The following is a 21,853-nucleotide window of genomic DNA, read 5'->3' as shown; positions in this document are numbered from 1 at the left end:
GGTCAGCCACGGGTCAGCACGACCTTCAACGCGCCGGTCTCGGCCGGACGGGAGAAGACGTCGTACGCCTGCTCGATCTCCGCCAGGGCGAACCGGTGGGTGACCATCTGCGCGGTGTCGAACTGCCCGGCGACCAGCATGTCGAGCAGCTTGGGCGTGGTGCGGGTGTCCACCAGGCCAGTGGTGATGGTGACGTTGCGGATCCACAGCTGTTCCAGGTGCAGGGTCGCCGGACCGCCGTGCACACCCACGTTGGCCACCCGCCCGCCGGGGCGGACCAGGCCGACGCAGAGTTCGAAGGTGGCCGGGACACCGACCGCCTCGATCGCCACGTCCGCGCCGAGGCCGCCGGTGAGGCCACGTACCGCCTCCAGCGGATCGTCCTCGGGCCGCAGCGTGACATCCGCGCCGAACCGCTTGGCCGCCTCCAGCCGGCTCACCGCCTGGTCGACCACCACGATCCGCGCCGGCGAGAACAACTTCGCCGTCTGGACGGCCGCCAGCCCGATCGGGCCGGCCCCGACCACCACGACGGTGTCGCCGGGGGTGACCCGGCCGTTGAGCACGCCGACCTCGTACGAGGTGGGCAGGATGTCGGCCAGCAGCACCGCCGCCTCGTCGGTGACCGACTCCGGCAGCCGGTAGGTGGACAGGTCGGCGAACGGGATGCGGGCATACTCGGCCTGCACGCCGTCGACGGTGTGGCCGAGGATCCAGCCACCGCCGCCGAGGCACTGCCCGTAGCTGCCCTCCCGGCAGTACCGGCAGACTCCGCAGGCGGAGATGCAGGATGCGAGGACCCGGTCCCCCTCGGCCAGGTTGGTCACCCCGTCGCCGACCGCCACCACCGTACCGACGGCCTCGTGGCCGAGGACCCGGCCGGGACGTACCTCGGGCACGTCACCGCCGAGGATGTGCAGGTCGGTCCCGCAGATGGTGACCGCGTCGACCCGGACGATCGCATCGCGGGGGCCGACGAGTCGGGGATCGGGAATGTCCTGCCAGGACCGCTCACCCGGTCCGCCGTAGACGAGTGCCTTCATGGCTCCTCCTTACGCCGTAGGTCACCTCCCACGCTGCTCGCATGTGGGGACCGGGGGCAGGGCCGGAGGACCCGGCGCCGGGGACGGTCGGCCCGTCACACCCCGACGGAACCGTCGATGCTCTCCCGGAGGAAGTCGGCGTGGCCGTTGTGCCGGGCGTACTCGTGCATCATGTGCAGCATCACCAGCCGCAGCGAGACGTCCTCGCCCCAGCGCGCCTGGTGCCCGGTGACGTCGAGGGAATCGGCCTCCCGCTCGATCCGGCGGGAGTGCTCCACCTCCCGCTGCCACACCTCGAACGCCTCCGCGCCGGTCGAGCCGGTCGGGTCGTACGCCTCCTGGTAGTCGCCGGTCTCCGACCAGATCAGCGGGATGTCCTCGGCGTTGATCACCCGCCGGAACCAGGCCCGCTCCACTTCGGCCAGGTGCCGCAGCAGGCCGAGCAGGGTGAGCGTCGAGGGCGACATGGACCGGCGGCGCAGTTCCTCGTCGGTCAGGCCCCGGCACTTCATGGCCAGGGTCGCCCGGTGGAAGTCGAGAAACGCGCGCAGCGTCTCCCGCTCCCCCGCGAGCAGGGGCGGGCCGATCCGTTCGAGCTCCACGACGGCTCCTTCACGTCGGCGACGGGACGGCGGTGGCGTGCCCGCCGAGGGTTGGCAGGGGTCGCCGGGGAGCCTAATCCCAGCGGATCGGTCCGCCCTCGACGGGATCACGAGATGCCTCCGCACCTCGCCCGATCCGCCGACCGGGACCCCGGAGGCCTGCGTCGCCGACTGGGACGCGGTCGCCTACACCCATACCGCGCCGCACTGCCTGCGCCGACTGGACGAGGCGAAGGTCTACCCGCGCGACGTGCGGGGCGAGGTGCACGCCGACGGCGAGATCTGGTCCCGGGCGCTCTGGGACATCCGCGCCGCCCTGGGCGACCGCCGGGCCACCACCGCCATCGTGGAGGCGCAGTTCGCCTTCGCCCGGGACACCACGTTCCGGGACGCGGCGCTGGCCACCGTCGCCGCCGTCCAGCGGCTGCACGGCGCGTCCGCCGCCGCGGCGACCCGCGCGGCCTTCGAGGCCCGCGGCATCCGCTGAGCTGACCGGCCGGGGCATCCGCCGCGGACGCTCCGGCCTCGGGTGGCACCCCCGTGGCTCAGCGCGGCGGGAGCGACGACACCGCGACGGGGAAGTCGAAGTACATGTTCGGATACGGCTCGTCGGCGTAGCGGTAATGCCACCACTCACGGTCGTAGTTGACGAACCCGCCCTGCTCCATCAACCGACGCAGCAGGTGCCGGTTCTGCCGTGGCGTGCCGGTGACGCGCGGGTCGTCGGTGTGGGCCAGCGGGTCGAAGCAGTCGAAGCCGGTGCCCATGTCGACGCCGCCGTCGGCGAAGCGCCGGCCGGCCGGTGCGGTGCAGGCCACCAGCGGCTGCCCCGGGGTGAACGTGGCCCCGGGCGGCGCCGGCACCGGCTCCAGGGTCAGGTCGAGGGTGCTGCCCCGGCTGTGCGCGGTGGGCGCCCCGAGGTAGCCGTCGTCGAAGAGCCTCGACTTGTCCACCCCGGGATAGAACTCGGCCTTCATGCGCTGGTCGGCGGGGTCCTGCGCCCAACGGACGAAGTCGTCGACCGCCCGCTGGGGTCGGTAGCAGTCGTACACCCGCAGGCTGCGGCCTTGGGCGCGGGCGGCCGTCTGCACCCGGCGCAACGCCTCGGCCGCGGTCCGGGTGAGCAGGCAGAGCGGTTCGGGGTAACCGTCGACCGGCCGGCCCACGAAGTTGTGCGCGGTGGCGTACCGGATGTCCACGGCGATGCTCGGGTCGACCTCGGAGAGCAGCACGAAGTCGGCCGGGGCTGTCACGCCGGTCGGCGACGGCGTGACCGCGCTGGGCCGCGGCGCCGGACCGGGCGGGCGCTGGCAGCCGTCGACCGCCGCCACCGCCAGCAGCAGGGCCACCGCCCGGGCCACTCGCCGCCGGTGGCTGGGCGGCGCGGCACCGGGGCGGGCCCGGGCGGTGGGTGTCACGCGGGGTCCGCCGGGGGCGGTGCCGGCCGCGGCGGCCGGGATACCGACGGTACGGGCGGGCACGGCCCGGTGCTGACGGCGGCGGTCCCGGTGGCGTTCGCCACGGCCGGTGTGCCCGCCGGCGGCAGGACGGCGGCGAGGGCAGCGACGATCCGGCTGCGAACTCTCACTCTGACGAACGGTAGTGAGGCGCGGGCGGTCCGGTCCGCCGATCCGGGAAATCACCGCCGGGCCCGGCCGTACGATCCCGACCTGGCCACCGGCGGTCAGGAGTCGAGAAAGGGCCGCGGCCAGGTGTCGGGCGGGACGGCGCACCCGCAGCCCCGCCCGCGCCGGCGTCAGTGCCGGGCGGCCTGACAGATCTCCACCGGCTGGGCCGGCGCGCCGTCGACCGGCGCCGGCTCCTCGGGGGTGGACGCGATCCCGCCGGCGGCGATCCGGTCGAGCGTGGCGAGGCCGGCCTCGTCGACCGAGCCGAAGACGGTGTAGTTGGGGCGCAGCGCCGAGTCGGCCTGCACCAGGAAGAACTGACTGCCGTTGGTGTCCGGCCCGGCGTTGGCCATCGCGAGCGTGCCCCGGGCGTAGAGCCGACGGACGCCGGTCGGGTCGGTCGGCGCCGGCGGCAGGTCGGTGGGCAGCTCGTCGGCGTACCGGTAGCCGGGGCCGCCCTCGCCGGTGCCGGACGGGTCGCCGCACTGGAGCACCTTGAGCGTCGGGTACGCGGTCAGCCGGTGGCAGGGCGCGTGGTCGTAGAACCGGTGCCGGGCCAGGTGCAGGAAGCTCTGCACGGTGCACGGGGCCTGCTCCCGGTCCAGGGTCAGCCCGATGGGGCCCTGGTTGGTGCGCAGGGTGACCCGGACGGTGCCCCGGTCGGGCGTACGCCGCGGGTCCGGGGGCAGCGGCACCGGCCGGGCCGCCGGCTCGTCGGGCGTCGCGGTGTACGCGCACGGTCCGTGGGTCGTCCGCGGCGGCGCGGACGCGTCGGTGCCCGGCGCGGCGACTGCGGCGGTGCCGCCGGCGACGACCAGCGCGGCCGAGGCCAGCGTCACGCCGGCGAGGCGGCGCAGCGTCGGAGCCGCGCGGAACCGCGGCGGAATGGCGTGCGGTCGGGGTTCGCTCGACACGTGGGGTCCTCCCTGGACTCGTGGCACCAGAAGACCGGAGTCTATGGAGGTGTCGGCCGGTTGTCGACGCCCGTCAATCCCATCGGGCCGCCCGCCGCCGGGACCGGCGACGCCGCCGCCCGACCGCCAGCAGCGCGGCGAGCAACCCGACCAGTCCCGCCGAGCCGCCGACCACCGCGCCGCCGAGCCAGTCCGGCGCGCCACCGGGCGACCGGTCGGCGGCCAGGGCCGCGCCGGCGTCCGGGCCCACCGACGGGGTCGGGCCGTCCCCGCCGTCCCCGGTCACCTCCCCCGGCTCCACCAGCCTGCCCACGGACGAGTCCGTGGGCAGCGAGAAGCCCCAGTCGAGCAACCGCGCCCCCTGCTCCCAGGCCCGTACCGGACGCCGTTCGGCGTTGAGCAGGGTGACCACCAGCCGCCGGCCGTTGCGCTCGGCGGCGCCGACGTAGGTGTGCCGGGCCAGCTCGGTGAAGCCGGTCTTGCCGCCGAGCGCCCCGGGGTAGTCGTAGATCAGGCGGTTCTCGTTCTGGATCTGGAAACCGGGCTTGCGCAGGGCGGGCTGGGCGGGGATCTGAGTCCGCTCGGTGAGCGCGTACCGCCGGAAGGCGGGGTTGGCGAAGCAGACCCGGGCGATCAGCGCCAGGTCGTACGCGCTGGTGAACTGGCCCGGGCCGTCCAGGCCGGAGGGGGTCACCGCGTGGGTCTGGAGGGCACCGAGCCGGCGCGCCTCGGCGTTCATCTCCCGTACCCCGGCCTGCGCGCTGCCGGCGCCGAGCCGGGCCAGCAGGTTCGCCGCCTCATTGCCGGACTGGAGCAGCAGTCCGAGCCAGACCGTCTCCACCGGGTACCGGCCGCCCACCAGCAGACCGACGGCGGAGCTGCCCGGCTCGATGTCCAGGTCGTCCCGGGTCACCGTGACCACCTGCTTCGGGTCCAGCTTCGGCAGCATGGTGGCGGCCAGCAGCAGCTTCTGCACGCTCGCCGGGGTGGCGTGCTCGTGCGGGCCGCAGCCGCCGAGCACCTCGCCGCTGTCCAGGTCCGCGACCAGCCAGGAGGTCGCGGTGACCGGCGGCGGCGCGGGCGTTCCGGGCGGGACGACCAGGCCGGGGGTGGCCAGCGCCTCCCCGCCCACCGTGCGTTGCTCAGGCACCGCTTCCGGTGGCGTCGGTCGCGGCGGGCGGGTCACCGCCGGTGCCGCCAGCTTCGGGCAGGGCGCGGCGACGCCGGGGGCCAGCGCCGCCGGCGGCGCGGCGTCCGCCGGGACGGCCGTCCCGGTGCTGAGGAGTACGGCGACGGTGGCGGCGGCCAGGACCCGGGCTCTCATGGTCAGGCACCATACCGACAACCAACCGTGCCACCGGTACGCCCTCACCCACCGGGCAGCCCCGTCGCGCCGTCGTTGAGGTGGAAGGCGCGTTCCTCGGCAACCTCCCGGGCCCGCAGGAACCGTGTCGTCCACTCCGGGTCGCCGTCCGGGATCCGGTCGACCACCTGCTCGTCGAGCGCCCGGCCGCCGGACGGGACGAGTGCCACCACCACCAGGGTCGCCCCGTCCCGCCCGTAGTGCCGCACCTGCCAGCGCGCCCGCCGCCCGCGCCGGGCGGTGAGGGCGGTGAGCAGCAGGTACGTCAGACCGACCACGCCCAGCGCGACACCGAGGGCCAGCGCCAGGACCAGGGCGCGCACTACTTCAGTGGCACGGTCGCGCCGGCGCCCGGGGCGTACGTGGTGACCCCCGGCGGCAACGCCTTGATGATGTCGATCTGGGCGCAGGCGGAGCAGGCGTCGTAGCCCTGCTGGCGGGTCTTGTTCGCGTCCGCCTCGGCCCTGGCCTGGGCCACCTTGGCCTGGGCCTCGCTCACCGCCGCGTACGCCGCCTGGGCCTTGTTGACGGCGTCCTGGACGGTGGCCGGCAGGGTGACCCGGGCGAGGTTGAACTTGATTCCCTCGAAGAAGGCGCCACCGAGCATCTCGGCGAGGTCCTTGGGCAGGCTCTCGTTGACCGCCTCCTGCACCTTGGCGATGTTGGTGTTGTTGGCCTGCCCGGCGGCGTCCGGGTCGCCCGGGGTGGCCGCCGGCGCACGCTGCGCCCCGTTCTGCACGAGGGCGCAGCTGGAGACCAGCTCGGCGCAGCGGAACTTGCTGATCTGGATGCGCAGGTCGTTGTCGATCACCGGGCGGACGATGGCGTCCAGGAAGCTGCTCCAGCCCTCGTCGCCGTCGTAGGCGTAGCGCAGCTCGCCGTCGACGCCGCGGAACTGCCGCGTGCCGAACCTGGTGTCGAACTCCGCCATCACCTTCGGGTCGAGGTTGAGGGTGAAGTAGATGGTGCCCTCGATGCCCATCTCCACGCCGTCGCTGGACGGGGTGTTGACCACGTCCACGCCGGTGCGGTCGCCCCGGGAGGAGTCGGCGGTGACGGTGTAGAAGCGCTGCTGGGCCGGGTATCGGTGCATGGTGGAGTAGAGGCCGGTCCAGGTCCGGGCGGAGCCGGCCGGGATCACCTGCCGGACCCGGTTGTTGTCGAACCAGCCTCCGTTGCGCACCACGCCCACCTCGCCGCCGGCGGTCTTGTCGAAGCCGCCGATCAGCGTGGCCAGCGCGACGATCAGCACCGTCACGCCGGCCAGCACCGCCCCGACGATGGGCAGCACCCGCGACGGCACCGGCGACGCTGCCCGACGGTTGTGCAGTGTGGTCATCCTGATTCCTCCCCCGACATGGCGCGGGCCACGTCCGCGCTTCGAGATCAGGTTGACACCCGTGGTCAACGCACCGGCTGCGACGTGCGCCGCGACTCGGCGTCGTCGTCCTGACGGTGGACCGGGCCGGGCAAGGTGGACGGGCGGAGCGCGGATCAGCCGGGGCCGGCGAGCCCGATCTCGGCGAGGTAGTCGTACAGGGTGGCCGAGGCGCGCAGCCGCCGCAGGCTGCGCCGGTGCAGATCCTGCTCGCGCCGGGCCAGCTCGGCGTGGACCCGCTGGGGCCGACCGGTGGTCCGCATCTCGGCCAGGACGGCCGCCACGATCTCAAACGGGTAGCCGCCCCGGCGCAGCAGCGCGACGACCTGCGCGGCGCGCAGCTCCGCGCCGTCGTACAGCCGGTAGCTCGTGCCCGGTTCGCGCGCGGGCCGCAGCAGCCCCCGCTCCTCCCACAGCCGCAGCTGGGAGGTGCGGACCCCGACCAGGTCCGCGACCTCGCCGATCCGCGCGCCGCGACGCGGCGCGGGCACCACGACCGGCGGGCTGACCACCACCGTCTCGAAGGCGCCGAGGACGCGGCGGATCTCTGTCCGCTCGCGGTCCAGTTCGGCGTGGCCGGCGTCCAGCGCCGCCAGCGCCGCCGCCAGGTCGCCCCGGTGGACCGCGGCCATCACCGTCCGGGTACGCGCCCAGCCGTGCCCCTCGGCCATCAGGCGCAGCACGGCGAGCGCGCGCACGTGTGCGGCGGTGAGCACCCGGTAGCCGCTGGGCGTACGGCCGGCCGGCGGCAGGACCCCCTCGTCGAGGTAGTTGCGCACCTGCTGGGTGGAGATCCCGGCGGTGGCCGCGACATCGACCACCCGCAACCGCCCGTCCTTCACCGGGTCACCCTATCGGCTGCCACGTCGTTTGAGACTTTCCGGGCCACATCCCACCGCCGACCTCGGGAACTCGTGCTGAAGCTTTCACACGGAGCTCAATGAGAGGATTGAATCCATGGAGCAGCGAGCGCGGTACGCCGCCGACAGCCACGACGTCATCGAGGTACGAGGCGCCCGGGAGAACAACCTCACCGGGGTTTCGGTCGACCTCCCCAAGCGCCGGCTGACCGTCTTCACCGGGGTGTCCGGGTCCGGGAAGTCGTCCCTGGTCTTCGGCACCATCGCCGCCGAGTCGCAACGCCTGATCAACGAGACGTACAGCGCCTTCCTGCAGAGCTTCATGCCGAGCCTGAGCCGGCCGGACGTCGACGCGCTGCGCAACCTGAGCGCCGCGATCGTCGTCGACCAGGAGCGGATGGGTGCCAACTCCCGCTCCACGGTGGGCACGGCGACCGACGCGTACGCGATGCTGCGCATCGTGTTCAGCCGGCTCGGGGACCCGCACGTCGGGTCGGCCGGCGCGTTCAGCTTCAACCTCACCGAGGGGATGTGCCCCACCTGCGAGGGGCTGGGCCGGGTCTCCGACCTGGACGTGCACGCGATGGTCGACGTGGAGCGGTCGCTCAACGACGGGGCAATCCTGGTGCCGAACTTCGCCGTCGACTCCTGGTACTGGCAGACCATCGTCGGCTCCGGCCTCTTCGACCCCGACGCCAAACTGCAGGACTTCACCCCGCAGCAGTGGCAGGACTTCCTGCACAAGCCGGCCACGAAGATCAAGATGGGCAGCAACAACTGGACGTACGAGGGGCTGGCGGTGAAGGTGCGCCGGCTCTACCTGAGCAAGGACCGCGAGTCGATGCAGCCGCACATCCGGGCGTTCGTGGACCGGGCGGTCACCTTCACCACCTGCGCGGACTGCGGCGGCGCCCGACTCAACCGCGCGGCGCTGTCCTCCCGGATCGCCGGGCGCAACATCGCCGAGTGCGCGGCCATGCAGATCAGCGACCTGGCAGAGTTCGTCCGCGCCGTGGACGACCCGTCGGTGGCGCCGCTGGTGGCCACCCTGCGCGAGACGCTGGACTCGCTGGTGGAGATCGGCCTCGGCTACCTGAGCCTCGACCGCGAGTCGACGACCCTGTCCGGGGGCGAGGCGCAACGGGTGAAGATGGTCCGGCACCTGGGCTCCAGCCTCTCCGACGTGACGTACGTCTTCGACGAACCGACGGTGGGGCTGCACCCGCACGACATCGCCCGGATGAACGACCTGCTGCTACGCCTGCGGGACAAGGGCAACACGGTGCTGGTCGTGGAGCACAAGCCGGAGACCATCGCGATCGCCGACCACGTGGTCGACCTCGGTCCCGGCGCCGGATCGGCCGGCGGCCGGCTCTGCTACACCGGCGACGTCGCCGGCCTGCGCCGCTCCGACACCCTCACCGGGCGCCACCTCGACCACCGGGTCACCCTGCGCGACCCGGTACGCCGTCCGACCGGGCAGCTGCCGATCCGCAGCGCCGACCTGCACAACCTGCGCGACGTCGACGTCGACATCCCGCTCGGGGTGCTCACCGTCGTCACCGGGGTGGCCGGCTCGGGCAAGAGCTCGCTGATCCACGGCTCGCTGCCGCGCCGCAGCGGGGTGGTCGTGGTGGACCAGTCCCCCATCCGGGGTTCCCGGCGCAGCAACCCGGCCACCTACACCGGGCTGCTCGACCCGATCCGCACCGCCTTCGCCAAGGCCAACGGGGTCAAGGCGGCCCTGTTCAGCGCCAACTCCGAGGGCGCCTGCCCGACCTGCAAGGGCATCGGGCTGGTCTACACCGACCTGGCGATGATGGCCGGCGTCGCCACGGTCTGCGAGCGGTGCGAGGGGCGCCGATACACCGACGAGGTGCTGACCTACACCCTGCGCGGGAAGAACATCAGCGAGGTCCTCGCGATGCCGGTCACCGAGGCCCGGGAGTTCTTCCCCGGCGGTCAGGCCCGAGCCGTGCTGGACCGGCTGGCCGACGTCGGCCTGGGATATCTCGGCCTGGGCCAGCCGCTCACCACCCTCTCCGGCGGCGAGCGGCAACGGTTGAAGCTGGCCATCCACATGGCGGAGAAGTCGAGCACCTACGTGCTGGACGAGCCCACCACCGGCCTGCACCTGGCCGACGTGGACCAACTGCTGGCCCTGCTGGACCGGCTGGTCGACGACGGCAACACGGTGGTCGTCATCGAGCACCACCAGGCGGTGATGGCGCACGCCGACTGGATCATCGACCTCGGGCCGGGCGCCGGGCACGACGGCGGCCGGATCGTGTTCACCGGCACCCCCGCCGACCTCGTCGCACACGGCGACACGCTCACCGCCCGCCACCTGCGCGAGTACGTCGGCGGATAGCGGCTCAGCCGGTGATCATCGGCGCCGGCCCGGAGCCGCCACCGCTGCCCGATCAGCACCACCGGCCGGCCATCAGCATGGACACCGCGGACGTCACCAGGAAGACGTCCAGGAAGAGCGTCGCCAGCACGCTGAGCACCGTCAGCGAGACCGTGACCCGCCCGAGGTGGCGAGGGGTGGACAGCGGGACGGTCGTCAGCCGCCGGCCCGGTGCCGCGCCGTCCGGCGGCGCGGCTGCCGTGCCACAGCCGGCGCCCCGGTCACCCCAGCCGGCGCAGCCAGCGCCGCTGCCAGGGCGTCTCCACCGCCCGGAGGTGGTAGCGCTCCCGTACCCAGCTCACCGCCCGTTCCGCCGGCAGGCCGTCCAGGATCGCCAGGGCGGCCAGCGCCGTCCCGGTCCGGCCGACGCCGCCCCGGCAGGCGACCTCGACGCGCGCGCCGTCGTGCGCCCGGCGCAGTGCCTCCCCCAGCGCATCGAGGGCGTCGGCGCGGTCCAGCGGCAGCCAGAAGTCGGGCCACCGGATCCGCCGGTGCGGCCAGGCCGGCGCTGGGCCCGGGGCCAGGAGCAGGGCGAAGTCGGCGGGCGAGGCGGGATCGCCGACGCGGCGCCCGCGCACGGTCGCGCCGCTGGGCAGTACGACCACCCCGGTCGTCTCGGACCAGTTCATCCCGTGATTCTGCCGCAGGAGGTGCGCAAGCAGCGCCGCCCCCGGCCCGGGTGGGTCGGGGGCGGCGCTGGGGTGTCGGTGTGCAGGTCGCCTCTCGGCGAGTGGCGCGACGCGGCTCCAGCCGGACGGTATTCCGCGGCGGCAATTAGGTGAGGCCCGGGGACACTGGACACACCGACACCTGACTCAACAGGCTACCCCGGTCCGCTGTTCCACCCAGCTCGGGTGACCGGTGCCACCACTCGGGCGGGCCACACCCCCCGTCGTGGGCAGCCGCCGCGGGGTCGTGTCGGATATGCCGCAGGCCGGCACCCCTGGTGGGGGTGCCGGCCAGCATGGTGGTGCGGTGGGTCAGCTGTTCCAGTGCTGGGCGACGAGGTCGGCGGCCTGCTGCTCCCACTGGGCGTAGGCGTCGGGGTAGGCCGACACCTGCACGGTCTGCGCGGCCTCGGTCAGCGGCATGTCCTGCCAGCCGTCAACCTGCTTCAGGCCCTTCTCGAACGCCATCGTCGAGTACTCGGGGTCGGTGATCTGCTCGACCGTGCCCCAACCGCTGGAGGGGCGCTGCTGGAACAGGCCCAGCGAGTCGTGGTCGTTGCGGTCACCCAGGTGACCCAGGTTCTCCAGCTTCGACTCCTGCAGGCTGGTGGCGATCGAGATCACGGCGGCCCGCTCGTCCAGACCCGACTTCTTCGTCGCCGCGATGATCGCCTTCACGTTCTTCATCTGCTCATCACCAAGGTCGATCCGGGACTGCGCGCCCTGCACACCGTGCTTGTCCGCCTGCACCGCAACGGCGACCGGCTTGGCGTCCACTGCCGGGGCAGCGTGGGCACCGGTGGCCGGACCGGCGAACACACCACCGGCGAAAGCCAGACCAGCAATACCAAGAACGCTCTTACGCATGATCGTGTTCATGGGGGTAGCTCCTTCGAGGGGGATCGGCGACGCATCCGACGGGGGCCGGACACGCGCAAGCACCACGACAAGGCGCTCAACAAAAACAAGAGGGGAAGTCTCTGTCCGGCAGAACATCGCGAACCGCAGGGGCTCGCGGCGCCGGGACCATGTGTAACGACCGGCGGCCCACCACCATTCCCGGGGACCCACACCCCGGGCCGGCCACACCATCAAGCCAAGCCAGCGGGGGTTGCTGCTGCGATCGTCCAGGTGATGTAACCACCCCCGCCCGGCCACCATTCCGGGCCCACGATGCCGCCGGTCACAGGACACTCGGCCACGGTCGGGGCGAACCGGACGGTGAGCGGCCCCACGAACCGGACATGACGCGCCGCCCGAGCTTCCCCGCGCAGCCCGCACATACCGTGCCGGCCAAAGTCTCCCGCGCACTCCGGACATACCGGGCCGCTGGCCCCTCGGCGCGCACCGGACATACCGCGCTGCCTCCGCGCGGACCCAGGCATACCGAGCGGCGAGCGCCGGCCTGCACGTAACCGGACGTACCGCGCGGAGCCCGCCGATGACACCAACCGTCTGCAACGGCAGCCCGACCGAGCGGCCACCGAACCGGCGACGGGGGTGGGATGTCGCGCGTACCCGGGCAGGGGTGACCAGGCGGCGGCGCCCGCGCCCCGAGGACGACGAGTGGCTGACCCGCGTCGCGGACCTGCGCGCGCTGGTGCTGCCGGGAGCCGAACGCCGGGTCGACCTGGCCGCGCCACCGCTCTGCTCCTGGGTAAGCGGGCCGGCCGGGAGTGATGGTGCCGGGTCCGGTCACCTCCCGCCCGTCGCCGGACGGGCTCAGCCGGCCGAACGTCGAAGGGCCACCACGAGCGCGACCACAACGATGAGAGCGACGGTATCGAACCAGCCTGAGCTGAGCAGTCGCGCCGCCCGCCGACTTCCCCGCAACGCCGGAGTCAGGTTCGCCGCCACCGATGCCAGCAGGAACAGCCCGTGCCAGGCACCCATCGCCACGGTGATGAGGAGAACGACGATGAGGCTCTCCACAACCGCCCGCTCCACACCCTGCGCCCCGAGCTGGAAGGCGATCAGCCATGGGCCAGCCGAAACCACCGTGAGCAGCGCGAGCAGAACGAACCAGCTCGCCGCTCGCATGCCATGTCCGAACGCCACGTCGGACATCGATCCAGATCGCCCGAACCTGAGCTCGTCCCGTTCCTTCTCGCTCAGGGCGTAGAACCGCCGCAACGACAACGTCAACAGGGTGCTGGGATCGGCAGGCCTACTCACTTGAGAGATCTCACTCCTCGAGGATCAATACCGTCCCCTGTTCTTGCAGACGGTTCGAATGTAGTCCGCCGTCCCGTACGAGGCCGCGACCCAGCCGGCACAACCCAACGGCGGTACGACCGCACGGACTTGTGGCGGAGAACGGGGTTTCAGGACGTGCGGGCGCGGACCTTGGACGCGCACTCGGCGACCACCGATCGGGCGTCCAACCCCAAGCTCTCGATGGCGACCAGGGCCGTGAAGACCACGTCGGCGAGTTCGGCGGCGACGTCCTCGCGGGTGTGCGTGACGCCCTTGCGGGGGTTCTGGCCGAGCACGCCGATCCAGGCGCCCGCCGCCTCGCCGGCCTCCTCGGTGAGCTTGAGGATCCGGCAGGTCAGCTCCGCCTGCCCGGTGCCGTTGGCGGCGTCCAGCCAGCCCCGCGAGGCCCGCACCGCGTCCCAGATCGACTCGTCCACGCCGACCAGTGAACCGGACATAGGTGACGGCCCCTATCCCGGGACGGTTGGCGGGTACGCCGACATTCGTTGCGCGGTGCCGGCACGAGTGCCGGTCTTACGTACGCTCCACGGTCGTTTGGCCTGTCCGCCCGTCCGGCGGCCAAGATGTTGATCGCGGCGTTGACGTCCCGATCGTGGCGACTGCCACGGGCAGGCCCACGCTCGGACGTTCAGCGCCATCGTGTCGTTGACACGCCCGCAGCCGGAGCACATCCGGGTCGACGGGAAGAACCGGTCCACCCGGGCAAGGTGCGCCCGTACCGGGCGGCCCTGTACTCCAACATCTGCACGAACTGCGCGGTTGACCACCACCCGAGCACATCCGATAGTTATAACGAAGCCGCACCCGCACATGGTGTCATTGGTATATGACAGACCTGGACAACTTTTCCCACTCGCGGACCCGCATTTTTCGTCGTCCGCACGCTCACTCGGCCTACGCGACGACGTTCCCGCTACGCCACCAAGGGCACCGGCAAGGTCGGTGACCGCAAGATCGAGCTCACCAGCTGATCGGCGACCGGCGCCTGTCCCGGCTCGAAGCGATCATGCGGGCGGTGCACGCCGACTCCGAGACCGAGCTGGACTCTGGTCTGGTTCGTACTTCGCCAGCTCCGTGGGACGGCACACCGCTGAATATCCTGCGTCAATACACCGAGCAGCAGAATCGCCCGGTATAAGGCACGCTCGGGCCTGGCGCCCCTCCCGCACGGGCCTTCTCCCCCGCCCTGAAGGGCGGAGCACTGGCCCGCATATCGATAGCAACGGGGCTACCAGCAGGAAACGAAGGGACGTGTCGGTATGCCGGAGACCGTGGAGACGGTGTTCGCCAGTGTGGTCGCCCGCAATCCGGGTGAGCCGGAGTTCCATCAAGCGGTGCGCGAGGTGCTGGAGAGCATCGGCCCGGCGCTGGCCCGACACCCCGAGTACGCCGAGGCGCGGATCATCGAGCGGATCTGCGAGCCGGAGCGACAGGTCATCTTCCGGGTGCCGTGGGAGGACGACCGCGGTCGGATCCGGGTCAACCGGGGCTTCCGGGTGGAGTTCAACAGCGCGCTCGGCCCATTCAAGGGCGGGCTGCGCTTCCACCCGTCGGTCTACCTCGGGATCGTCAAGTTCCTCGGCTTCGAGCAGATCTTCAAGAACGCGTTGACCGGGCTGCCGATCGGCGGCGGCAAGGGCGGCGCGGACTTCGACCCGAAGGGGCGCTCGGACCGGGAGGTGATGCGCTTCTGCCAGAGCTTCATGACCGAGCTGTACCGGCACATCGGCGCGCAGACCGACGTGCCGGCCGGGGACATCGGCGTCGGCGGCCGGGAGATCGGCTACCTGTTCGGCCAGTACAAGCGGATCACCAACCGGTACGAGTCGGGGGTGCTCACCGGCAAGGGCCTGTCGTACGGGGGTGCGCAGGTGCGCCGGGAAGCGACCGGCTACGGGGCGGTCTTCTTCGCCGAGGAGATGCTCAAGCAGGCCGGGGACAGCCTGGACGACAAGCGGGTGGTGGTCTCCGGCTCCGGCAACGTGGCGATCTACGCGATCGAGAAGGCGCACCAGCTCGGCGGGAGGGTGGTCGCCTGCTCCGACTCGACCGGGTACGTGCTGGACGAGAAGGGCATCAACCTGGAGCTGCTGCGGGAGCTGAAGGAGCAGCGCCGCGCCCGGCTCGACGACTACGCCCGGCACGTGCCGCACGCGGTGGCGGTCTCCGGTCGTACCGTCTGGGAGGTGCCCTGCGAGCTGGCGCTGCCATGCGCGACGCAGAACGAGATCGGCGGCGCGGAGGCCGCGGCGCTGGTGACCGGCGGCTGCGTCGCGGTGGTGGAGGGCGCGAACATGCCGACCACGCCGGAGGCGGTGCGCATCCTCGGCCGGGCCGGGGTGCGGTTCGCCCCGGGCAAGGCGGCCAACGCGGGCGGGGTGGCGGTGAGCGCTCTGGAGATGCAGCAGAACGCCAGCCGGGACTCGTGGACGTTCACCCAGTCGGAACAGCGGCTGCGGGGGATCATGCGGGACATCCACGACCGCTGCTGGGCCACCGCGGAGGAGTACGGGCTGCCCGGAGACTACGTGGCCGGGGCGAACATCGACGGGTTCCGCCGCGTCGCCGAGGCGATGCTCGCGCACGGACTGGTCTGAGCCGGGCGGCCTGACCGGACGAACACCTTGTGCCGGAACTTTGTCACGAAGACCAAGTGAACGTGCGGGGCAAACACGCAGTGCCTACCAGTGCGAATACCTTCGAGTTCAGGCACAAACCAATGGGAGAGTGTGGTTCGTGCAGCTCCGTTACAACTACCGGGTGTACCCGGACGCCAGCCAGCGCGGCGCGCTGTCTCGGGCGTTCGGGTGCGCCCGCGTGGTGTTCAACGACGGGCTGCGCGCACGCCAGACGCCCAGGGAGAACGGCCTGCCATACGTGTCGGACGGGGAACTGTCCAAGCAGGTCATCACGGCCGCGAAGCAGACGCTCAAGCGGAATGGCTGGGCGAGGTGTCGTCGGTCGTCTTGCGGCAGGCTCTGGCGGACCTATGGCATACCGCAACGGGAGATCATCAACCGCTCCGGCGGCCCGCGCCCGGGCGCGGAGCAGGCCTTCGCGGTCTGGAAGGACTTCCTCTTCGGCCGCCGGTTCAGCGACCGGGCCGCGTACGCCGCCGGGGTGGGCACCCGTCGGCTGTACTCCGCGTGCCCCTGACCGGGCCGGTCCGGATACGCCGCTGGCCGGCACCCCTGGTGGGGGTGCCGGCCAGCATGGTGGTGCGGTGGGTCAGCTGTTCCAGTGCTGGGCGACGAGGTCGGCGGCCTGCTGCTCCCACTGGGCGTAGGCGTCCGGGTAGGCCGAGACCTGCACGGTCTGCGCGGCCTGCGTGAGCGGCATGTCCTTCCAGCCGTCGACCTGCTTCAGACCCTTCTGGAACGCCATCGTCGAGTACTCGGGGTCGGTGATCTGCTCCGGCGTGCCCCAACCCGAACTCGGGCGCTGCTGGAACAGGCCCAGCGAGTCGTGGTCGTTGCGGTCACCCAGGTGACCCAGGTTCTCCAGCTTCGACTCCTGCAGGGCGGTGGCGATCGAGATCACGGCGGCCCGCTCGTCCAGGCCCGACTTCTTCGTCGCGGCGATGATCGCCTTCACGTTCTTCATCTGCTCATCACCAAGGTCGATCCGGGACTGCGCGCCCTGCACACCGTACTTGTCCGCCTGCACCGCAACGGCGACCGGCTTGGCGTCCACTGCCGGGGCGGCGTGGGCACCGGTGGCCGGACCGGCGAACACACCACCGGCGAAAGCCAGACCAGCAATACCAAGAACGCTCTTACGCATGATCGTGTTCATCAGGAAAGCTCCAATGCGGGGGTCGGCACCACGACTCGACCGGGGGATCGAGCACGCGGGCAAGCACCACGACAAGGCGCTCAAGAATCAAAGGGAAAGTCTTCGTCCGGCAGGACATCGCGAGCGGGGGCTCGCGGCGCCGGGACCATGTGTAACGACCACCGGCCCGCCGTCATTCCGGGCCACGTCACGTCATCGGGCCAGGCCGGCGGGGCTGCTGCTGCGGTCGTACGGAGGGTGTAACGACCCCGGCCCGACCACCATTCCAGGCTGACGGTGCCGCCGGTCACGGGACAGCCCGCGCAGACATCGCAAATTCGAACATCGACGCGCTCGGCGATTCGGACATCCGGGGTGCCATCGGACGCCACGTCGTCAGACGACGAGACCGCCCGCGACGCCCACCCCATCCCCGTACCTCGAAAGGGCCCGGCGCGGACGCACGGAGCCTGCCGACGACGAGGGTGTGGCCGGCGCAGGGATCAAGCGCCCGGAGCCGGGCACGGCGGCCACACCCACCGCGGACAGCGGGCGGAACCCGGTGGAGGAAACCAGAGCCCGCCATTACGGTGCGGTGATGCCGCTGCATCCCGCCCCGGAAGCACCCGACCACCACCTCCTGATCACCGACGACGGCACTCCGCTGGCCCGTCTACGGCTGCACGACGACGACGGGGGGCGCGTGGCCACGGAGGTGACGCCGTTGCCGGGATCGGACGTGCGCCGGCTCGCCGCCCAGGCCCGCCGGGACCTCGCGGGCGCACGGCTGGAGACGCCGGACGATGCTCTGGCCGGCGCGCTGGTCGCCGGGGGTCTGACCCTGCGCAGGGCGGCCACGGACATGCGGCACGACCTGATCGACGTACCGGAGGCGGCGACGCTGCCGGCCGGCTGGTCGTTGGCCCCCGCCGGCTGGGACGACGACCTGGCCGAGGGGCTGGCGGCGGCGTACGGGCCGGACCATCCGGACGGGCGGTGGCAGCCGAGCGACACCGCCGAGGTGCGGGCGATGTTCGAGCGGGCCGAGCCGGTGCCGCCGCTGCTGCCGGCATCGGCGCGGGTGGTCGGTCCGGACGGGCGCAGCGCCGGTCACGTCCTCGCCGCGGGGCCGGTGCCGTGGACCGCGGACGTCTGCGCCTGGATCCTCAACCTCGGGGTGGTGCCGGCGGCGCAGCGGCGGGGGCTGGGGCGGGCGCTGCTTGGCCACGCGCTGCGCGGAGCCTGCGCGGCCGGGCTGCCCCGGGTGGGCCTGTCGGTAGCCGACGGCAATCCGGCCCGCCGGATGTACGACGCGGCCGGTTTCCGCCCGGTGGCCCGGGTGCTCACGGTGCCGCTGCCGGCCGCTACGTCTCCGTTATCCAGCTTTCCGACGCGACACACCGCTCTCGGTGACACCACTCTCTGCTTCGCACCGGACAGAAGCGACGATTCATCGAATCTCTAGCACGAACAACGACGCTGACCTGCGACTTCACCCCTTTAGGGCCACGGAAGGTGTTCTGCCAGGATCGTTCGGGGTCACCCGCGATGCCGTGCGGCTGCCACCTGGTTCAGCAGGTCCTCCACCCGGTCGACGCCCGCCCGCAGCGACATCTCCCGCAGGTACACCTCGCGCCCCCGCTGCCCCATCTCCGACCGCGCGGCGGCCGGAATGGTGGAGGCGAGCCAGAACCGGTCGGCCAGCGTGGCCCAGTCCTCGGGCGGGCAGGACAGCCCGGCCCGCGCGCGCTCCACCAGCTCCACGGTGTCCCCGCCGGCGGAGGCGATCACCGGAGCGGCGCAGGCGAGCGCCGCCTGCAGCTTCCCGGGCACGGTGCCGCGCAGCTCGGGCAGGTCGCGGAGCATGACCAGCTGGTAGTCGGCGGCCGCGTACAGCTCCGGCATGTCGACCGGTGATCGACGCTCCACGAAGCGGACGTTCTCCGCCCGCAGCTCGGCGGCGAGCCCCCGCACCCGCCGCTCCTCCGCGCCCGAGCCCACCAGCACCAGGTCCGTTCGGCCGTCGAGCGCCGCCGCCGCGCGGACCGCCGTCTCGAGTCCCTGCCGCACCCCGATCGTGCCGGCGTGCATGACCACGCACCGGCCGTCACGCCGCACGAATCCCTGGGCGGCGCGGCTGGGCCGAACCGGCTGGAAGATCCGCTCGTCGGTCCAGTTGAGCACCACCCGCACCCGGTCGGGGTCGACGCCGCCGGCGAGCACCAGGTCCCGCATGGACGGCGCCGTGACGGCCAGGGCGTCCGCCTCGCGCAGCACCCGGCGCATGGTGGTGGCGAGCCGTCCGGGCCAGCGCTGCCGCTGCGCGCCGTCGCCGACGACGCCCTCCTCCAGCCAGAGGTCCTGCACGTGCAGGACGGTGGGCACCCGGCCGAGCATCCGCAGCAGCGCGGCGGTGGCGAACGTCGTCGCGGGAAGCTGGAAGACGTAGAGCACGTCCACGTCGGCCAGGTAGCGACGGCCGACCATCGCCACGCTGCCCGCGAACGAGAGGTGACTGGCCATCCGCGCGCCGGTGGAGCCGTCGCCGCCGGCGTAGCGCGGCACCCGCCGTACGGTCAGCCGCTCGCTGCGCGTCAGGTGCCGCCAGCGCTGCCGCCAGCCCGGATACACGTGCCCGCCCGGATAGTCGGGGAAGCCGGTCAGGACCCGCACCTCGTGCCCGCGGGCGGCCAGTTCCTCGGCGAGGCTGCCCGGGATGAAGGCCGGTTCGGGCGGGAAGTGGTACGACAGGATACCGATCCTCATGAGCGAAGCCCCCTCGGTGGCGGGACCGGCGCGGCAGTCGGCGACCCCGGCACCGCCGTCGCGGTGCCGCCTTCCGCGACGCCGACAAGAGGGACCGAGATGGTCGACCGGGTGCTCATCGTGTGCCACGCCACCGTGTGCCGGTCGCCGATGGCGGAGTACATTGTCCGGCGCCTGCTCGGGGACCGGCCGGTCGGAGTGACCAGTGCCGGCACCCACCCCCCCGGCACGCTGCACCGGACCTTCACGCTGCGCCAGTTCGGGCGGCTGGCGGCGGCCGACCCGCTGGCGGAGCGGGTCGACGCGCCGCTGCGCGCCGTGGTGCTGGCCGACGCACCGCTGCGCGCCGTGGTGCGGGCCGCCGCCCGCGCCCGGGGACGGCGGCAACCAGCCGCCCCGGACGCCGACAATCTCGGTGATCCCATCGCCGGCCGGCCGGTCGACTTCCGGCGCTGCGCCGAGGAGACCGAACGGGCGATGCGACCAGTGGTGGCACTCATCGGCGCAGCCGGGTGAGTTCCTGCGCACGTTCGGTCACGCCGTCGCCCCCGTTCGACTTGCTTCGGCGGGTCGCCGAGGCCCGGTCCGCGGGGACCGAGGGCGTGCCGGTGGGGACGATCCGGTAGGCCTCGTACTGGTAGGCGTCGGCCTTGGCCACCTTGGTCATGTTCAGCACGCAGCCGAGCAGGCGTACCGAGACCGAGTGCAGTGACCGGGCCGCCGCAGCGACCTGGGTCCGCGAGGTGCGCCCCTGCTGGGTGACGAGCAGCGCGCCGTCGGCCTGCACCGCCACCACCACGCCGTCGGTGACGGCCAGCAGCGGCGCGGTGTCGATGACCACGATGTCCGCCGACTCGCGCAGCGCGAGCAACAGGTCCGCCATCGCCTTCGAGCCGAGCAGCTCGCTCGGGTTCGGCGGGGCCGACCCGCTGGGGAGCACCAGCAGTGACCTGTCGCCCCAGCGCTGCACCACGTCACCGACCTGCACGTCGCCGACCAGCACGTCGGTCAGGCCGACCCCGCCGTCGAGGCCCAGGTAGTCGGCGACCTTCGGCCGGCGCAGGTCGGCGTCGACCAGCAGCACCCGCCAGCCCGCCTCGGCCAGCGCGATCGCCAGGTTGCAGGACAGGGTCGTCTTGCCCTCGCCCTGCAATGCGCTGGTGACGGCGATGACCCGGGCCGGCTCGTGCACGTCCACGAACCGCAGGTTGGTCCGCAGCTTCCGGACCGCCTCGGCCCGCGCGGAGGTCGCCGCGTCGCCGACGATGAGCGGCGCCGACTTCGCCCCTGCCTCGAACGGGACCTCGCCCAGCAGCGGGCTGCCGGTGACCCGTTGCAGCCCGGCGGCGTCGCGCAGCCGGACGTCGACCAGCCCGCGCAGCACGGCCAGCGCGGCGCCGAGCAGCAGCCCGACCAGCGCGCCGATGATCAGGTTACGGGTGGGCTGCGGGGAGACCGGCTTCGCACTGACCCGGGGGCCGTTGACCACCTCGATCTTGATGGGGGCGGGTCGGCCCTCGGTCGTCGTCTCGACCTTCTGCACCAGCTCGACGAACTTCGCGGCGAGCGTCTCGGTCACCTTCATCGCCCGGGTCTGGTCGGTGTCGGTGACCGTGGCACGCAGCAGCACTGTGTCGGTCTCGGTGGAGGTGCTGAGTCGGCGCTGCACGTCGTCCGCGGTGAGGCCGACCGGCGTCTCCGCCACCACGCTCTGCGCCAGGCGGTCGCTGCGCAGCAGGTCCGCGTATGACTTCACGCGTTGCTGCAGGAATAGGCTGCCCTGGTAGGCGTCGGTGACCCCCTGGCTCGGGGTGGTGACGAAGAAGGTCACGGAGGCCACGTACCGGGGTGGCGTACGGACTGTGATGAGCGCGGCCGAGCCGACCGCCACCATCAGCGTGACCAGGACGATCCACCAGTGTCGGCGGAGCAGGCGCAGGTAGGTGCGTACGTCCATCACGCTCTCCGTTCCGCCGGGACAACTAGCCGGTGAAACTGCACGGAATCCCCCAATACTCCCCAAACGACATGACAGGATCTATTCGTCGCAGGCTTGCCATGACGTGACCAAACGAATGTAAGCGATCGAACATCCCCGGAGGCCTGAATCCTCGCAATCCCGCCACAAACGCGGAGGACTCCGATGGACGATGCAGCCCCCGGCCGGCACGAACATCCCGCGACGCGACTGGGTCACCCGACGTGCGAAGACCCCTGTCTCTGCTAACGC

At 72.3% G+C, this 21,853-nt stretch carries 21 protein-coding genes; 6 read left to right on the top strand and 15 right to left on the bottom strand.

Translation table 11 applies throughout. The features are described 5' to 3' along the window. Positions 1–2 precede the first annotated feature (2 nt). Complete coding sequence (locus ABZ807_RS15350) at positions 3–1,043, bottom strand: zinc-dependent alcohol dehydrogenase family protein (RefSeq protein ID WP_357157139.1); 1,041 nt, start codon at positions 1,041–1,043, stop codon at positions 3–5. Between the two features lie 95 nt (positions 1,044–1,138). After that, positions 1,139–1,645, bottom strand: a complete 507-nt coding sequence (locus tag ABZ807_RS15345; RefSeq protein WP_357157136.1) for a DinB family protein — start codon at positions 1,643–1,645, stop codon at positions 1,139–1,141. Between the two features lie 37 nt (positions 1,646–1,682). On the opposite strand from ABZ807_RS15345, the gene ABZ807_RS15340 reads away from it, so the two are divergent. Beyond that, complete coding sequence (locus tag ABZ807_RS15340) at positions 1,683–2,132, top strand: hypothetical protein (protein WP_357157133.1); 450 nt, start codon at positions 1,683–1,685, stop codon at positions 2,130–2,132. Positions 2,133–2,190: 58 nt separating this feature from the next. On the opposite strand, the gene ABZ807_RS15335 is transcribed toward ABZ807_RS15340, so the two are convergent. The 6 genes from ABZ807_RS15335 to ABZ807_RS15310 form a co-directional block, all read right to left on the bottom strand. Beyond that, positions 2,191–2,988 carry a M15 family metallopeptidase gene (locus ABZ807_RS15335; protein WP_357157394.1) on the bottom strand — a complete coding sequence of 266 codons (798 nt, stop codon included), beginning with the start codon at positions 2,986–2,988 and terminating at the stop codon, positions 2,191–2,193. 413 nt (positions 2,989–3,401) lie between these two features. After that, the gene (locus ABZ807_RS15330) at positions 3,402–4,187 is read right to left on the bottom strand and encodes a peptidylprolyl isomerase (protein ID WP_357157130.1); all 786 of its coding nucleotides are present in this window, start codon (positions 4,185–4,187) and stop codon (positions 3,402–3,404) included. 73 nt (positions 4,188–4,260) lie between these two features. Continuing rightward, the gene (locus ABZ807_RS15325) at positions 4,261–5,511 is read right to left on the bottom strand and encodes a serine hydrolase (RefSeq protein WP_357157127.1); all 1,251 of its coding nucleotides are present in this window, start codon (positions 5,509–5,511) and stop codon (positions 4,261–4,263) included. A 44-nt stretch (positions 5,512–5,555) separates the two neighbouring features. After that, positions 5,556–5,873 carry a hypothetical protein gene (locus tag ABZ807_RS15320; RefSeq protein WP_357157124.1) on the bottom strand — a complete coding sequence of 106 codons (318 nt, stop codon included), beginning with the start codon at positions 5,871–5,873 and terminating at the stop codon, positions 5,556–5,558. Continuing rightward, positions 5,873–6,889 (bottom strand): SPFH domain-containing protein, encoded by a 1,017-nt coding sequence (locus ABZ807_RS15315; RefSeq protein WP_357157121.1) that lies wholly within the window; start codon positions 6,887–6,889, stop codon positions 5,873–5,875. The genes ABZ807_RS15320 and ABZ807_RS15315 overlap by 1 nt, the downstream gene beginning before the upstream one ends. A gap of 155 nt (positions 6,890–7,044) precedes the next feature. Continuing rightward, positions 7,045–7,770: a MerR family transcriptional regulator gene (locus tag ABZ807_RS15310; RefSeq protein ID WP_357157119.1), complete on the bottom strand. Its 726-nt coding sequence runs from the start codon at positions 7,768–7,770 to the stop codon at positions 7,045–7,047. 115 nt (positions 7,771–7,885) lie between these two features. On the opposite strand from ABZ807_RS15310, the gene ABZ807_RS15305 reads away from it, so the two are divergent. After that, positions 7,886–10,159, top strand: a complete 2,274-nt coding sequence (locus ABZ807_RS15305) for an excinuclease ABC subunit UvrA (RefSeq protein WP_357157116.1) — start codon at positions 7,886–7,888, stop codon at positions 10,157–10,159. Between the two features lie 260 nt (positions 10,160–10,419). Here the strand turns inward: ABZ807_RS15305 and ABZ807_RS15300 are convergent, their stop codons facing one another. The 4 genes from ABZ807_RS15300 to ABZ807_RS15285 all read right to left on the bottom strand — a co-directional run bounded on the left by ABZ807_RS15300 (position 10,420) and on the right by ABZ807_RS15285 (position 13,499). After that, positions 10,420–10,827: a protein-tyrosine phosphatase family protein gene (locus ABZ807_RS15300; RefSeq protein ID WP_357157113.1), complete on the bottom strand. Its 408-nt coding sequence runs from the start codon at positions 10,825–10,827 to the stop codon at positions 10,420–10,422. 351 nt (positions 10,828–11,178) lie between these two features. Continuing rightward, positions 11,179–11,745 carry a hypothetical protein gene (locus ABZ807_RS15295; protein ID WP_357157110.1) on the bottom strand — a complete coding sequence of 189 codons (567 nt, stop codon included), beginning with the start codon at positions 11,743–11,745 and terminating at the stop codon, positions 11,179–11,181. An 843-nt stretch (positions 11,746–12,588) separates the two neighbouring features. Continuing rightward, positions 12,589–13,005 (bottom strand): hypothetical protein, encoded by a 417-nt coding sequence (locus ABZ807_RS15290; protein WP_357157413.1) that lies wholly within the window; start codon positions 13,003–13,005, stop codon positions 12,589–12,591. A gap of 185 nt (positions 13,006–13,190) precedes the next feature. Then, positions 13,191–13,499: a MazG-like family protein gene (locus ABZ807_RS15285; RefSeq protein WP_357157391.1), complete on the bottom strand. Its 309-nt coding sequence runs from the start codon at positions 13,497–13,499 to the stop codon at positions 13,191–13,193. Between the two features lie 843 nt (positions 13,500–14,342). On the opposite strand from ABZ807_RS15285, the gene gdhA reads away from it, so the two are divergent. Continuing rightward, a complete protein-coding gene (gdhA, locus tag ABZ807_RS15280) occupies positions 14,343–15,680 on the top strand; it encodes an NADP-specific glutamate dehydrogenase (protein WP_357157107.1) in 1,338 nt (445 codons plus the stop codon). Between the two features lie 139 nt (positions 15,681–15,819). After that, a complete protein-coding gene (locus tag ABZ807_RS15275; protein WP_357157103.1) occupies positions 15,820–16,239 on the top strand; it encodes a helix-turn-helix domain-containing protein in 420 nt (139 codons plus the stop codon). Between the two features lie 72 nt (positions 16,240–16,311). Here the strand turns inward: ABZ807_RS15275 and ABZ807_RS15270 are convergent, their stop codons facing one another. Next, complete coding sequence (locus ABZ807_RS15270; protein ID WP_357157100.1) at positions 16,312–16,878, bottom strand: hypothetical protein; 567 nt, start codon at positions 16,876–16,878, stop codon at positions 16,312–16,314. Between the two features lie 577 nt (positions 16,879–17,455). On the opposite strand from ABZ807_RS15270, the gene ABZ807_RS15265 reads away from it, so the two are divergent. Next, a complete protein-coding gene (locus ABZ807_RS15265) occupies positions 17,456–18,322 on the top strand; it encodes a GNAT family N-acetyltransferase (protein ID WP_357157097.1) in 867 nt (288 codons plus the stop codon). 74 nt (positions 18,323–18,396) lie between these two features. Here the strand turns inward: ABZ807_RS15265 and ABZ807_RS15260 are convergent, their stop codons facing one another. After that, positions 18,397–19,623: a glycosyltransferase family 4 protein gene (locus ABZ807_RS15260; protein ID WP_357157094.1), complete on the bottom strand. Its 1,227-nt coding sequence runs from the start codon at positions 19,621–19,623 to the stop codon at positions 18,397–18,399. 111 nt (positions 19,624–19,734) lie between these two features. Between ABZ807_RS15260 and ABZ807_RS15255 the strand changes: the two genes are divergently transcribed. Beyond that, positions 19,735–20,139 carry a hypothetical protein gene (locus ABZ807_RS15255; protein WP_357157091.1) on the top strand — a complete coding sequence of 135 codons (405 nt, stop codon included), beginning with the start codon at positions 19,735–19,737 and terminating at the stop codon, positions 20,137–20,139. On the opposite strand, the gene ABZ807_RS15250 is transcribed toward ABZ807_RS15255, so the two are convergent. Beyond that, entirely contained in the window at positions 20,120–21,580 is a 1,461-nt protein-coding gene (locus ABZ807_RS15250; RefSeq protein ID WP_357157088.1) for a polysaccharide biosynthesis tyrosine autokinase, read from the bottom strand. The two genes, ABZ807_RS15255 and ABZ807_RS15250, sit on opposite strands and share 20 nt — an antisense overlap. Positions 21,581–21,853 lie beyond the last annotated feature (273 nt).

Origin of the sequence: Micromonospora sp. NPDC047548, assembly GCF_040642975.1 — a bacterium.
Taxonomy (GTDB): Bacteria; Actinomycetota; Actinomycetes; order Mycobacteriales; family Micromonosporaceae; genus Micromonospora.
This window is presented reverse-complemented; position numbering and strand designations above follow the sequence as displayed.